7 protein-coding genes are annotated in these 14613 nt (G+C 62.9%); 5 read left to right on the forward strand and 2 right to left on the reverse strand.

The window, feature by feature from the left end; genetic code table 11:
- Window positions 1–10 precede the first annotated feature (10 nt).
- The 4 genes from ACWBU6_RS08280 to udk all read left to right on the forward strand — a co-directional run bounded on the left by ACWBU6_RS08280 (window position 11) and on the right by udk (window position 7147).
- The gene (locus tag ACWBU6_RS08280; RefSeq protein WP_452648335.1) at window positions 11–4159 is read left to right on the forward strand and encodes a YhdP family protein; all 4149 of its coding nucleotides are present in this window, start codon (window positions 11–13) and stop codon (window positions 4157–4159) included.
- Window positions 4156–4953 (forward strand): carbon-nitrogen hydrolase family protein, encoded by a 798-nt coding sequence (locus tag ACWBU6_RS08285; protein ID WP_452648336.1) that lies wholly within the window; start codon window positions 4156–4158, stop codon window positions 4951–4953. Before ACWBU6_RS08280 ends, ACWBU6_RS08285 begins: the two co-directional genes overlap by 4 nt.
- A gap of 37 nt (window positions 4954–4990) precedes the next feature.
- On the forward strand, window positions 4991–6451 hold the full coding sequence (tldD, locus tag ACWBU6_RS08290; protein WP_452648337.1) for a metalloprotease TldD: 1461 nt from the start codon (window positions 4991–4993) through the stop codon (window positions 6449–6451).
- A 63-nt stretch (window positions 6452–6514) separates the two neighbouring features.
- Window positions 6515–7147, forward strand: a complete 633-nt coding sequence (udk, locus tag ACWBU6_RS08295) for a uridine kinase (RefSeq protein ID WP_452648338.1) — start codon at window positions 6515–6517, stop codon at window positions 7145–7147.
- A 46-nt stretch (window positions 7148–7193) separates the two neighbouring features.
- On the opposite strand, the gene ACWBU6_RS08300 is transcribed toward udk, so the two are convergent.
- Both ACWBU6_RS08300 and ACWBU6_RS08305 read right to left on the reverse strand, forming a co-directional pair.
- Window positions 7194–10052 (reverse strand): TonB-dependent receptor, encoded by a 2859-nt coding sequence (locus ACWBU6_RS08300; RefSeq protein WP_452648339.1) that lies wholly within the window; start codon window positions 10050–10052, stop codon window positions 7194–7196.
- Window positions 10053–10444: 392 nt separating this feature from the next.
- Complete coding sequence (locus tag ACWBU6_RS08305) at window positions 10445–13108, reverse strand: TonB-dependent receptor (RefSeq protein WP_452648340.1); 2664 nt, start codon at window positions 13106–13108, stop codon at window positions 10445–10447.
- A 415-nt stretch (window positions 13109–13523) separates the two neighbouring features.
- On the opposite strand from ACWBU6_RS08305, the gene aroG reads away from it, so the two are divergent.
- Window positions 13524–14582, forward strand: a complete 1059-nt coding sequence (aroG, locus tag ACWBU6_RS08310) for a 3-deoxy-7-phosphoheptulonate synthase AroG (protein WP_452648341.1) — start codon at window positions 13524–13526, stop codon at window positions 14580–14582.
- The last annotated feature ends 31 nt before the right edge of the window (window positions 14583–14613 follow it).

Consider the following 14613-nt stretch of genomic DNA (forward strand, 5'->3'; position numbering starts at 1 on the left):
AGGGCTTGGCTTGAGCGTATTGAAGGACAACCTGGTAGAGCAGATCGAGGCAGTCGAGGCCCCGCTCAAAGAGCGCTGGCATCGCTTGCAGGCTGCCTATCGCTTCTGGAACATCGCCACCCATCATGTCCTCGGCTTCACCATCAAGCTGGCCCTGCTGCTGTACTTTGCCTTCACCCTCCTGTTCCTGGCGCTGCGCTGGGTGATCCTGCCAAATATCGACCATTACAAGGGCGATATCGAGCGCCTGGCCAGCCGGGCGGTCGGCAACCCGGTCGCCATCGACCGCGTCTACGCTTCCTGGAAAGGCTTGCGCCCACAACTGATCTTGGGCGACGTGGTCATGCGCGATGCGCGCGGCCAGCAGGCGCTGCACCTGCCCAGCGTATCGGCTACGCTGTCGTGGTGGAGCGTGCCGGCCGGCGGCCTGCGCTTCGAATCGCTGGAATTTCACCGTCCCGAAGTCGACGTGCGGCGCGAACCCGACGGCAAGCTGTATGCCGCCGGCATCTACATCGACCTGGACAAGAAGGGCGATGGCAAGAGTGCCGACTGGCTGCTGTCGCAGCGCGAGGTGGTGGTGCGCGATGGCCGCATCGTCTGGACCGACATGCAGCGCGGCAGCGCGCCACTGAAGCTGGAGAGTGTCACCGCCCTGATGCTGAACAAGTGGCGCCGCCACCAGTTTGCCTTTAAGGCTACCCCGCCTGCCGCGATGGCAGCGCCGCTCGATGTGCGCGCCGATTTCAGCCACCAGCCTTTTTCCCGCATTTCCGACGTCAAGCAGTGGAAGGGCGAAGTCTATGCGGAACTGCGCCGGGCCGACCTGGCGGGCTGGAAGCCTTATCTGCCGGGCAAGCTCGATGTGCAATCGGCCAGCGGCGGCGTGCGCGCCTGGCTCAGCATCGACGCTGCGCGCCCGACGGCTGTCACGGCCGACGTGGCGCTGGATAATGTGGTGGCCACCCTGGGCAAGGACTTGCCGCAGCTGGACGTGGCGGCCTTGCGCGGCCGCGTCACGGCCAGCGAAGCGCATGCCGCCACCCTGGTGGCCACGCCCGGCACGCCGCCCGCCATCACCCGTTCGCTGGAACTGAAGGACCTGACGCTGCGCACGCGCGACGGGGTGGAGCTGGCGCCGACCACCGCGTCGGCGCGTCATGTAACCGCGGCGAAGCAGCCCGCCTGGACCGAAGTGAAGGCCGCCGCGCTGGACCTGAAGATCCTGTCCGAACTGGCGACCCGCCTGCCGCTGCCGCAAGTGCAGCGCGACCTGCTGGCGGAAGCCGCGCCGCGCGGCCGCGTGCGCAACCTGGTGGCGGAATGGCGCGGCCCGCTGTCGGCGGCCCAGGACTACAAGCTGGCGGCCGATCTCGACGGCCTGGGCATGGAGCCACTGGCAGCACGCCCCGCCGTGGCGCGCTCGGCCAGGGCGCTGCCGATGCCGGCGCTGCCCGACATCCCCGGCTTCGAGAATTTGAGCGGCCGGGTGGCAGCCGGCGAGCAGGGCGGCAGCGTGGCGCTGAACGCACCCGGCTTCACGCTGGCAATGCCGGCCTGGTTCGACGACGAACCGATGGCATTCGAGCAGTTCAAGCTGAACGGAAGCTGGTCGCTGGCCGATGCCAGGCAGTTGGCGGTCAAGCTCGAGCAGCTCGACCTGGTCCAGGATGGCATGAAACTCAAGCTGGCCGGCAGCCACACGCTGCCGCGCGGGCCCGGCGCGAAGGGCCCGGGGATGTCCGATTTTACCGGCAGCATCGACGACTTCACCATCAACCGCATCGGCCGCTACCTGCCGAAGCAGACGCCGGAACATACCCGCCACTGGCTGGTGGGCGCGCTGGAAGACGGCATGCTGCGCGAGACTTCGCTGCGCCTGCGCGGCGACCTGTCGCATTTCCCGTTCAAGGAGGGCTCGCCGGACAAGGCCAGGGGCGAATTCCGCGTGGCCGGCCGCATCGTCGATGGACGGCTCAACTACGAACCCGGTCATTTCGCCAAGGACGGCAAGACGCCGCTCTGGCCGCTGGCTGAAAAGATCCGCGGCACCATCGTGTTCGACCGCGCCCGCATGGAAATCAAGGCGGAAACCGCACGCACCCTGGGTGTCGCGCTGTCCAATGTGAAGGCGGTCATCCCTGACCTGGGCAGCCACGACAGCATGCTCGACATCGACGGCACGGCCGCCGGCCCCATGCAGGACTTCCTCAAATACGTGGCGGCCAGCCCGGTGCTGGAATGGATTGGCCACTTCACCGAAGAAACGACCGCCACGGGCCATGCGAAACTGGCGCTCAACCTGCACCTGCCGCTGTCGCACATCATCGACGCCAAGGTGCAGGGCGCCCTGCAGCTGCAGGGCAACGACGTGGTGCTGTGGCACGACATGCCAACGGTAGCCGGCGCCACCGGCAAGATCGAGTTCCATGAAAAAGGCGTCAACCTGAACAACCTGGCCGGCACCTTGCTGGGCGGCCCGCTGTCGGTGACTGGCGGCAGCCAGAAGGATGGCGGCATCCAGGTGCGCCTGGCCGGCTCGGCAACGGTGGAAGGGCTGCGCAAGCAGTACCCTGCGCCTGCGGTGCAGCGCCTTGCCAACCACCTGGGCGGCGGCGCCAAATTCACCGGGCTGATTACCGCCAAGGACCACAAATACGAGGTAGCGATCGATTCCGGCATGCAGGGCGCGAGCCTGGACTTCCCGGCGCCGCTGAAGAAAGCCGCCGCCGACAGCATGCCGCTGCACTTCCAGCTGAATGGCGGCAGCGCCAACGAGCAGGGCGTGGCGCGCGACGATATCCGCATTACGCTGGGCAGTTCCTATGCCGCGCGCTACCATCGCCAGCGCGTCAACAAGGGCCCATGGAAGCTGGTCAACGGCGGCATTGGCGTCAACGTGCCGGCCCCGGAACCGGACAGCGGCATGATGATCCAGGCCAGCCTGAGGTCGCTGAATGTCGATGACTGGATCGACCTGGCGGCCGAGATCGCAGGCAATGACAGTAAGCCCGCTGCGCAAGGCGCAGCTGAAGGCGCCGATATTGCGCAATATGTGATGCCGGAAACCATGGCGGCCCGTGCCGTTGAACTGATCGTCGGCGAACGCAAGCTCGACAATGTGGTGGCCGGCGTCACGCACAGCAAGGGCGTGTGGCAGGCCAGCATCGACTCGCAGCAGGCGGTCGGCTATATCACCTGGAACGAATCGCCAACCGGCAAGGGCGTGGGCAAGGTGACGGCGCGCCTGTCGTCGCTGGTCATCCCCGAATCGCAGGCGGCTGCGGTCAAGGACTTGCTGGAAAGTTCGACCACCGCACCGGCCATCCCGGCGCTGGACATCGAAGTGCAGCGTTTCGAATGGTTCAATCGCCCGCTGGGCCAGCTCGAACTGCATGCCTACAATGCGCTGACCACCTCGGCGCGCGAATGGCGCATCAGCAAGCTGTCGCTGGCCAATGCGGATGGCGAATTGAACGGCACCGGCCGCTGGCAAAGCAGGGATGGCCAGCACAACACGGCGCTCAACTTCAATATGGATATCCACGACGCCGGCAAGCTGCTGGAGCGCTTTGGCTTCAAGGACACGCTGCGCAACGGGAAAGGCAAGCTGAGCGGCGATATCGCCTGGAAGGGCCTGCCCTACCATATGGACTTGCCGAGCCTGTCCGGTACGCTGGCGCTGAACGTGGAGAAGGGGCAGTTCCTGAAGCAGGACCCGGGCGCCGCCAAGCTGCTCGGCGTGCTGAGCCTGCAAGCCTTGCCGCGCCTGCTCAAGCTGGAATTTACCGACGTTTTCTCGGAAGGCTTGCAGTTCGACGGCATCACGGCCAACGCCACCATCAACCAGGGCATCGTCAAGACCGATAACCTGAAGATGCACGGCGTACAGGCCACCGTGCTGATGGACGGCACGGCCGACATTGCCAATGAATCGACCAACCTGCGCGTGGTGGTGATCCCGCAGGTCAACCTGGGCACGGCGCCGCTGGTGTATGCGCTAGCGGTCAACCCGGTGATTGGCCTGGGCAGCTATCTGGCGCAGTTGTTCCTCAGCGCGCCGGTGATGAAGGCGCTGACTTACCAGATGCAGGTGACCGGGCCTTGGAAAGCGCCGGTCATCACCAAGATCGAGAATCCAAAGGAGCCAACGCCATGACCAAAGTCTCTGCGATCCAGATGGTGTCCACCCCTGTCGTGGAAGAGAATATCGCCACCGCCGCCCGCCTGATCGGCGCAGCTGCCGCGCAGGGCGCGCAGCTGGTGCTGCTGCCCGAGTACTGGGCCATCATGGGCATGAACGATAGCGACAAGGTGGCCAGGGCGGAAGCGCTGGGCAAGGGGCCGATCCAGGACTTCATGTCGGCCATGGCGCGCGAGCATGGCATCTGGCTGCTGGGCGGCACGCTGCCGCTGACCTCGGACGATCCCGAGCGTGTCATCAATACCACGCTGGTTTACGATCCGCAGGGCAAGCATGTTGGCCGTTACGACAAGATCCACCTGTTCGGCTTCACCAAGGGGACCGAGTCCTACGACGAGGCGCGCACCATCGTGCCGGGCAAGACGGTGGGCACGGTCGAGACAGCGGTGGGCAAGGTCGGCATGTCGGTCTGCTATGACCTGCGCTTCCCCGAACTGTACCGCGCCATGGGCCCGCTCGACCTGATCGTGGTGCCGGCCGCCTTTACCTATACTACCGGCAAGGCGCACTGGGAAATCCTGCTGCGCGCACGCGCCATCGAAAACCAGTGCTATGTGCTGGCGGCGGCGCAGGGCGGCAGCCATGTCAACGGCCGCCGCACCTGGGGCCATTCGATGCTGATCGACCCGTGGGGCGAGGTCAAGGCGGTGCTGGCGGAAGGCGAGGGCGTGGTGACCGGCGAGCTGGACCCGGCCTTCGTGCATGGCGTGCGTGAAAGCCTGCCAGCACTGAAACACCGAATCCTCTAAAATCCGGCTTAAGTACCATCAAAAACAAGATTCCGATATGAAACCATTCGACCCCAACCTGTCCGCCATGGCTGCAGCGAAAGACATCCTGCTGACCCCATTTGGCCTGGACGAAAGCAAGCTGCTCAAAGCACTGGGCAGCATGTTCACCCATAAGGTCGACTACGCCGACCTGTACTTCCAGTTCACCAAGAACGAGGGCTGGAGCCTGGAAGAAGGCATCGTCAAGACCGGTTCGTTCTCGATTGACCAGGGCGTCGGTGTGCGCGCCGTGTCGGGCGACAAGACCGCCTTCTCCTATTCCGATGAGATTTCCGAATCGGCACTGCTGGATGCTGCCGCTGCCACGCGCACCATTGCGCGCGCCGGCGCCGGCAAGATCAAGGTGGCCGGCAAGATGACGCCTGTCGGCGGCCGTTCGCTGTACATGCCGCATGACCCGCTGGTGTCGCTGGATGCGGCGTCCAAGGTCAAGCTGCTGGAGCGCGTGGAAAAGATGGCGCGCGCCAAGGATCCGCGCGTGGTGCAGGTGATGGCCGGCCTGGCCGGTGAATACGATGTGGTGCTGGTGGTGCGCAGCGATGGCGTGCTGGCGGCCGATATACGCCCGCTGGTGCGCGTGTCGGTGACCGTGATCGTGGAGCAGAATGGCCGCCGCGAAGTCGGCTCGTCCGGCGGCGGCGGTCGTTACGACTACGGCTACTTCAGCGATGCGCTGCTGGACCAGTACGCAACCGACGCCGTCAAATCGGCACTGGTGAACCTGGACTCGCGCCCGGCACCGGCCGGCCCGATGACCGTGGTGCTGGGCCCGGGCTGGCCGGGCATCCTGCTGCACGAGGCGATCGGCCACGGCCTGGAAGGGGACTTCAACCGCAAGGGCTCATCCACCTTCTCCGGCCGCATCGGCGACCGCGTGGCGGCCAAGGGCGTCACCGTGGTCGATGACGGCACGCTGGCCAACCGCCGCGGCTCGCTGAACATCGACGACGAGGGCAACCCGACGCAGTGCACCACCCTGATCGAAGACGGCGTGCTGAAGGGCTATATCCAGGACACCATGAATGCGCGCCTGATGAAGATGAACGTCACCGGCAATGCGCGCCGCGAATCCTTCGCGCACCTGCCGATGCCGCGCATGACCAACACTTATATGCTGGGCGGCGACAAGGATCCGGAGGAGATCCTGGCGTCGGTGAAGAACGGCATCTACGCGGTCAACTTCGGCGGCGGCCAGGTCGACATCACCAACGGCAAGTTCGTATTCTCGGCCTCCGAGGCTTATATGATCGAGGACGGCAAAGTGACCTATCCGGTCAAGGGCGCCACCCTGATTGGCAATGGTCCGGACGTGATGAACCGTATCACCATGATCGGCAACGACATGAAGCTCGATCCAGGTGTCGGCGTATGCGGCAAGGAAGGGCAAAGCGTGCCGGTCGGCGTCGGCCAACCGACCTTGCGACTGGACGGCGTGACAGTCGGCGGCACCGCCTAAAAGCTGGTGTAGTACAAAGACCGGGTAAAATACCCGGTTTTTTTTGCCTGGGACGGATATCACATGAACAATTCGAACAACAAACCCTTCGTGATAGGTGTCGCAGGCGGCAGCGGCAGCGGCAAGTCGACGGTCACGCGCGAAGTGCTGAAATCCTTCGGTTCGGAAGTGGTGTCGGTCGTGCTGCAGGATGACTACTACCTGGACCAGACCCATATGGCGCCCGAGGACCGGCGCAAAGTCAACTATGACCATCCGGATGCGTTCGACTGGCCGCTGATGGTGGAACATGTGCGTCGGCTGCGCGAAGGCGAGTCGATCGAGATGCCGGTGTACGACTTCTCCATAGACAACCGGACCACGCAGACCATCACCGTCAAGCCGGCGCCCGTGATTGTGATCGAGGGCCTGTTTGCACTGTACGACGCCGACCTGCGCAAGCAGATGTCGTTGAAGATTTTCGTCGACACCGCGGCCGATGTGCGCTTCATCCGCCGCCTGCAGCGCGATATCGCGGAGCGCGGCCGCAGCACGGAAAGCGTGATCAATCAATACATGGAGACGGTGCGCCCGATGTACAAGCAGTTCATCGAGCCGACCAAGCGCCACGCCCACGTCATCCTGCCGCACGGCGCCAATGGGCCGGCGGTGGATATCATCACCACCAAGGTGGCCAGCCTGATCAAGGGCGAATAAAAAAACCGCGCCCCGAAGGGCGCGGCTGCTTGGCAAGTGCCGGTGCTTAGAACTTGTAGCGCATGCCGATGTTGAAGTAACGGCCCATTGCACCGCTGTAGTCCAGCGGGTTGTAGCTGGTGGCGCCGTAGGTCAGCGGATCGAGCGGAGCCTTCTTGTCGAACAGGTTGTTGATCGAGCCGAAGATTTCCGCCTTGTCGCTCAGGCGATAACGGCCCACCATGTCGAACGTGGTGAAGGACGAGATCTTGCAACCGGCCGGGGCATCGTCATGGTTGGCAAAGTGGGAGGCGCAACCATCCGGGTCGTCCTTGAAGAGGACGTTGTCCAGCTTGTCGCGGTAGTTCGCGTTCACCGACAGGCGCAGCGCATCACGTTCCCAGGTGACGCCGAGGTTCACGCGATTGTCAGGCGTGCCCATGCAGTTGGTAGCGTCGCAATTGCCGTGGGTGCCGGCGAAATCGCGCTTGGTGCCATCCTGCTCCGTCCGTTCCATCTTGAACAAGTGGGTCCACTTGGCGTCGATGCTCAGGTTGCCCCTGCCATCTCCCAGCGAGAACGTCTTGCGCAAATCGAAGTCGACACCGCGCACGATGGTCGAGGCCGAGTTCACATAGTTCGCCAGCACGGCGGTGATGGCGCCTGGGTCGCCAGGAATAGTGGTAGCGGTCGACGGGTCGCGTGCAACGTGGCCGGCGGCGATTGCGGCATCGGTCTGTTCCTGGTTGATTTCGTTCTTGCGCTTGATTTGCCAGAAGTCGACAGCCACGCTGGTACGCGGCATTGGATCCCAAAGGATGCCCAGCGAGTAGCTCTTCGAACGTTCTGGTGACAGGGCTGGGTTCGGGCTGGTGATGATCGCGACCGAAGCAGAGTTACATGCCGTGGCGACGCCCAAGGCGCAGCGTACCGGGTCGGATGCGGTGGAGAACGCGGCCAGGCCACCCTTGCCGTTTTCTGCCGCGCTCGGGGCACGGAAGCCGCGCTCCAGGTTGGCACGCATGGCGAAGTTGCTGGCCGGGTTCCACTTCAGGCCCAGTTTTGGCGTGTAGGAATCGCCAACGTCGGAGAAATGGTCCCAACGGATAGCCGTTTGCGCTTCCAGGGTTTTGTGCAGTGGAATCGACATCTCGGCGTACAGTGCGCTTTCCTTACGCTTGCCGTCATATGCCGAGTAACCCAGGCCGATGATATTGCCCCTGTCGGTGCCTTGGGTCGGATCCAGGCGGGTCTCGGCGTGACGGTATTCGGCACCGAAGGCCAGGCCCAATGAGCCGGCATCCCATTTGGCGATTTCGCGCGAGGCCTTGAAGTCGACTTGCTTGATGCTCGTTGCGGCATCGTTGGCAATCGTCGGCGACAGGGCCGCGTACAATGCGGCCGAGTTCAGGCCGGCGTTCTCGCCGATGCGCCAGAAGCTGCCGGCAGGCAGGGCAGCGTAGCCGGGGTTCTGCATAGCAGCGGCGACGTTGGCGGCGCTCGGGTTCAGCAGGGCGAAGGCGACGTCGCGTTGCAGGTAGCCGGTGCGCTCATTGCTGACCTTGGTTGCCGAGTACAAGAAGGAGGTGTCGATATCCCAGCCAGCGGCCGTGCCTTTCACGCCGACCAGGGCCCGGTAGAAGTTGGAGTCGACGTTGCTGACGCGTGGGCCGACGTCCCAGGCCAGGTAACGCAGGCGGGCGGTGCTGCCGAAATAAGGGTTGTCCGGGTGGGCGGCACCCAGGGCCACGGCTGCGTTGCTGACCGGACCGCCTGGATAGCCGACGCTGCCGGAAATCCCGGACGGGGTGGTGCTGGCAATCGATTCGCTGCGGTAGGCATTGCCTTCAATGTAGGCTTGCCAATCCTGGTTCAGGTTGATGGTGGCGCGGGTGAACAGGTTGCCCGTCTTCTGGCGTGGCTGGATCTGGCCGTATTGCTGTGCGGCGTCGATCAGGCAGCCGCCGCCCGGGTCACCCTGAGGGTGGCTGGTCAGGCTGCTGCAGGCTGCGTTCGGGAAGGTGCGGGTGAAGCCTGAGCCATTCAGATTACTGCGGCTGTAGTAATTCAGAAAGTCTGGCGAAAGCGGATCCGGATTGCGCACGTTACCGACGATCGAGCTGCCGGCAGCGTTGTTGCCGGTGATGGCGCCGGTACCGCCCAGTGCTTCCTGGGCGCTGAAGCCGAAGTCGCGCAAGTCGCTGCGGCCGATCGCGCCGCGGCCGGCGCGGTCGCGGTTCCATACTTCGCGCTTGATGCCGAATTCGGCGTTGAACAGCACGCTGTAGCGATCGCTTTCCAGATCGCCGAAGCCGCTGGTAAGGGTCAGGCGGGTATCGCCGCCGTCGCGTTCTTCCGACAGGCCCTGGCTGAAGCGCACGGCGGTGCCCTTGTAATCTTTGCGAAGGATGATATTGACCACGCCGGCGATTGCGTCGGAACCGTACAGGGCGGAGGCACCGCCCTTCAGGATTTCAACGCGTTCCAGCGCTTCGAGCGGGATCACGTTCAGGTCGGCGAACACTTTCTGGCCGTCGTCGGCCAGGCCATAAGGCGCCATGCGGCGGCCGTTCATCAGTACCAGGGTGGAGGCGGCTCCCAGGCCGCGCAGGGAGATGCCCGATGCGCCAGAGGCAAAGCCACCGCCAAAGGTGGTCGGGACCGAACCCTGGTTGTCAACTGCCAGGGATTGCAGCAGTTCGGAGACGCTGGTCTTGCCGGATTTCTCAATATCAGCGCGCGACAGCACCTGGATCGGATTTGAGGTCTCAGCTTCGGCACGGCGGATGTGCGAGCCGGTAATTTCAACGCGCTGGATCGGCGCGGTGGATTGCTGGGCTTGGGCAGTCAGCGAGGAAAGCAGCACCGGCGCAGCCAGGTAAGGCAGGCAGCGGCGCAGGTTCACAACCAGTTTCTTTTGGTGCATTGACGATCTCCAAAAAGGGGGGGATAACTCTTTTGCAAGAGATCCATCTTTTATAATGTTTTTCTAATATCAAGGAAATAGGTCGTTACAAAAAATGTCCGCTTGATAAAACTCTTCAATTTGAAAGTCGCTCGCTAGAAAAATATGCCAAATGTCGCGATAATGGCCCCAACTGTAAGGAATTTGCCTGTCGGATCACATTTCTTTGCCAATTTCTCTTGGCTTTTCAGTTTTTAATGCCCGGATGCCGAGGGACCGTGCAGTTCGCATAAAAACAACAGGAGATATCGTCAGAAAGCCCAACAAGCCGCCTGTAGTGGGGCATATATCAGAAGGGCCGAGCCCTGTGCAATACAGGACCCGGCCCCAGCGCCCGGCTAGTTACAGCAGGTTCAGAAGCTGTAGCTGGCGCGCAGGTAGATGGCGCGGCCGATCGGGTCGGAGTAGCGCGGGTCATATCCTTTCTGGAAGACCGTTCCCTGGTTGGTGAATGGCGGATCCTTGTCCAGCAAGTTCTTCACGCCGCCGGTCAGCGTCACGCCCTGCCAGCCGGTGTAGGTGGCAGACAGGTTCCACAACTGGTAAGAGTCCACTTTGTTGAAGAACTCCGGTTCCACGAAATTCTGGTCGACGTAGCCGGACTTGAAATTCTGCGACAGCGTCGCGCTCCAGTCCCCGTGACGCCAGCTCAGCGAAGCATTGTGGCGCCAGCGCATGATCGGGCCGTTGTCGCCGTAAGTGCCCACGTTCTGGATGAAGGCGCCGTCACGTTCGTTCTGGTACCGATAGCTGTGGACCCAAGTGCCGTCCAGGGTGAAGGTGAAACTGCCGTATGCGGTGCGGCCCGAGCTGACCGTTGCGCTCAAGTCGATACCGTCGGTCTTCACGCGGCCCAGGTTTTCGTTCAGGTCGAGGATGGCAAACGGCGAGCCGTCCGGATTGCGCAGGAAGCGGTCCTTGTATTTTTCGTAGTTGCCGTAGATGGCCTGTTCCGGCAGTGCGCCGATCTTGTCCTTCAGGCGGATGTTCCAGTAGTCCAGCGCGATGGTGGTGTTGCGCACCGGTTCGAACACGGCGCCGAAGGAAAAGGTTGTCGATTCTTCCGGCGTCAGCGCCGGGTTGCCGCCTTGCAGCTTGAACTGCTGCAGGTCGCAATCACGCAAGGGGTTGGCGCCAGGCTGCGGCACGCCGCCAGGGCACAGGATCGGATCGTCGTAGGTGTTGCTGGTGTCGTTCCTTGACCGCGGCGCATTTTTCTCGAACAGGGTAGGGGCGCGGAAGCCGGTGCTGGCCGAGCCGCGCAGCAGCAATTGCTGGATCGGCTGGTAGCGCACACCCAATTTCGGGTTGGTGGTGCTGCCCGCGTCGCTGTAGTGGTCGTAGCGCACGGCGGCCTGGATGTCGAGGTCCTTGATCAGCGGCACGCTCAGCTCGCCGTACACGGCCTTCACATTGCGCGAACCGGTCTTCGATTGCGAGCCGGACAGGCCGGAACTGGTCGCCTGGCTGGCAATATCGCGGTTCACATTGAAATCGGCATCCTCCTTGCGGTATTCGGCGCCCAGCGCCACCGCCATCGCGCCGCCGGCCAGTTGCATCACGTCACGCGAACCCTTGATGTCGAAAGTGGTGGACTTGTTCTCGGCATCCTGCACCTTGCCGCGCAGTGCCACGCTGGCCAGGTAGGCGCGGCCGGCTTCATTCTGCAGGCCGAAGGGATTCAGGATGCCGTCGCGCACGCCGGCCGCAAAGCCAGCATCCTGCACATAGCCGCCGGTGAAGTTTTCCTCGGACTTGCTGACAGAGTGGTTCAGGCCGGCCTTGTAGTCCCAGCCTGCCACGATGCCTTCCAATGCTGCCACCAGGCGGTCGCCTTCGCCCTTGGAATGGATCTGGCGCTGGCCGGCTTCGACCGGCCGCCAGTTGACCGACAGCGGCTGGCCCGACAGGTTGGGCTGGGCCGGCACGCCGCCCGAATTGCCAGGGTAGTAGGGGCTGGTGTTCGGCAGGGACAGGTTGATTTGTGGCGGCGGGGCGGTGCGCGACACTACTTTGTTGCGCGAGTGCAGGTATTCCAGGCTGGCCGTAGTGTCGGGATTCAGCTTGAACGCAGCCTTGCCGAAGAAGACCAGGCGGTCCTGTTCGGGCAGGTCGTCGATCTGGCGCGTGTAGTCCTGGCGGCAGGTGCCGTTTGAAGGGCGCGGGATCGAGAGCGGCGGCAGGCAGCCGCTGGCAAAGCCGGGGTTGCCCGTGGCTTCGGTGACGGGGTCAAAGTAGTTGCCGGGGAAGGTGGTGCCGGAAGTGCCGTCCGCCACCGTCATGCCGCGCTCGGGGATCACGGCAGTACTGGAGAAATCGCGCTGCTGCGAAGTCAGCGCCTCCTGCTTCTGCCAGTCCAGCACGCCCATCAGGTTCCAGCCATCGTTGTCGAGGTTGCCAATGCCGCTGACGATATTGGCGCGGCGCTCCTTGCCGCCTTTTTCGCGCGGCAACATGGTTTCCGCGGTGACGGTGGTGCCGGTCACGGAACGTTTGGTGATGAAGTTGATCACGCCGCCAATGGCATCGGTGCCGTAGATAGCGGAGGCGCCGTCGCGCAGCACTTCGACGCGTTCCAGCGCGGCCACCGGCACCATGTTCAGGTCGACACTGGCGCCATCATAGGGGTGGTTGGCGATGCGGCGGCCATTCAGCAGCACCAGCGTCTTGTCGCCGCCGAGGCCGCGCAGGTCGGCCACTGCCTGGCCACCGGTCGGCAAGCCGCTGGCGTTACCGCCCACCACGTTGCCGGCGCCCATGCTGGTCTGGTTGGCGGGAATGCGGTCGAGTACTTCCTGGGCGGTGGTCAAGCCTTGCTTGGTGAATTCCTCGGCCTTGAAAACGGAAAGCGGCTGGGACGTTTCCGCCACCAGCCGCTTAATGGAAGATCCGGTCACTTCGACGCGGATCATCTTTTCTTCGGGAGCCTGTTGCTGCGCCATGGCCGGCAAGACCGCCAGTGCGCCAAATGCTGACAACAGGGAATAGATCATCGATTTAGCCTTGATTGTAGCCAACGTCCTTCTCCTCAAATAGAAATTCTTTCGGGACCGATGGAAGCGCCGGAGTTAGACACTTGCAAAGGTTGAGTAAATTCTATTTGATATTTGATAACGGCTATCCAAAAACTACCGTTTCGAAATATTTACTGTTGCGCCTGCGCGTCTACTTTAATAACGCAAGTTTCTGTTGCCAGTCTGGCAAAACGCCCGCTTGCAATAGTAGCTAACTGTTGTTATAGTGGATCGAAATCCACGGAACTCGACCATGCACCTGCACTTCTTTACCGGCTTTTTTTACTTTAGCAATTCCAACCCAAAGGCGGTGGAGTAGCGGCCGGTTCACGTAGCAGCACAGCGAGATCCCAGCAGATACCAAGACAAACCGCCAGTGATGGCGGTTTTTTTTTACTTTGATCCAGGAGAAACCATCATGCAACGTACCGACGACCTGCGCATTCGTGAAATGAAGGAGTTAACGCCACCGTCGCACCTGATCCGCGAATTTCCCTGCACGGAAGCGGCATCCAAGACTGCTTCGGAAGCGCGCGTCGCGCTGCACCGCATCCTGCACGGCCAGGATGACCGCCTGATGGTGGTGGTCGGTCCATGCTCGATCCACGACCCGAAAGCGGCGCTGGAGTATGCGCAGCGCCTGGCGCCGCTGCGCGAACGCCTGAAGGGCGACCTGGAAATCGTGATGCGGGTGTACTTCGAAAAGCCGCGCACCACGGTGGGCTGGAAGGGCATGATCAATGACCCCTATATGGACAACAGCTTCCGCATCAATGACGGCCTGCGCATGGCGCGCGACCTGCTGCGCAACATCAACGAAATGGGCCTGCCGGCCGGCACCGAATTCCTGGACGTGATCAGCCCGCAGTACATTGCCGACCTCATCTCGTGGGGCGCCATCGGCGCCCGCACCACCGAATCGCAGGTGCACCGCGAACTGGCTTCCGGCCTGTCCTGCCCGGTGGGCTTCAAGAACGGCACCGATGGCAACACCAAGATTGCGGTGGAAGCGATCAAGGCCGCATCGCAGCCGCACCATTTCCTGTCGGTCACCAAGGGCGGGCACTCGGCCATCGTGTCGACCAATGGCAACGAAGATTGCCACATCATCCTGCGCGGCGGTAAAACGCCGAACTATGATGCGGCCAGCGTGGAAGAAGCCTGCAAAGCCATCTCCGGCTACGGCCTGGCAGCGCGCCTGATGATCGATGCCTCGCACGCCAACTCGTCGAAGAAGCCGGAAAACCAGGTGCCGGTGTGTGCCGATATCGCGCAGCAGGTGGCCGGCGGCGATACCCGTATCGTCGGCGTGATGGTGGAATCGCACCTGGTCGCCGGCCGCCAGGACCTGGTGCCTGGCAAGGAACTGACTTACGGCCAGTCGATCACCGATGGCTGCATCGACTGGGATACCAGCGTGCAGGTCTTGGAAAACCTGGCTGCTGCGGTGCGCCAGCGCCGCCTGCAGGGCGAATAAGAGCTACGGCAGCAAATAAAAAAACCCGCCA

The sequence above is a fragment of the Pseudoduganella sp. HUAS MS19 genome (assembly GCF_053615455.1).

Excerpts from the sequence above, each read along its gene's own strand:
- udk (WP_452648338.1), top strand. The coding sequence starts at position 6,515 with ATGAACAATTCGAACAACAAACCCTTCGTGATAGGTGTCGCAGGCGGC.
- tldD (WP_452648337.1), top strand. The coding sequence starts at position 4,991 with ATGAAACCATTCGACCCCAACCTGTCCGCCATGGCTGCAGCGAAAGAC.
- ACWBU6_RS08285 (WP_452648336.1), top strand. The coding sequence starts at position 4,156 with ATGACCAAAGTCTCTGCGATCCAGATGGTGTCCACCCCTGTCGTGGAA.
- ACWBU6_RS08300 (WP_452648339.1), bottom strand. The coding sequence starts at position 10,052 with ATGCACCAAAAGAAACTGGTTGTGAACCTGCGCCGCTGCCTGCCTTAC.
- aroG (WP_452648341.1), top strand. The coding sequence starts at position 13,524 with ATGCAACGTACCGACGACCTGCGCATTCGTGAAATGAAGGAGTTAACG.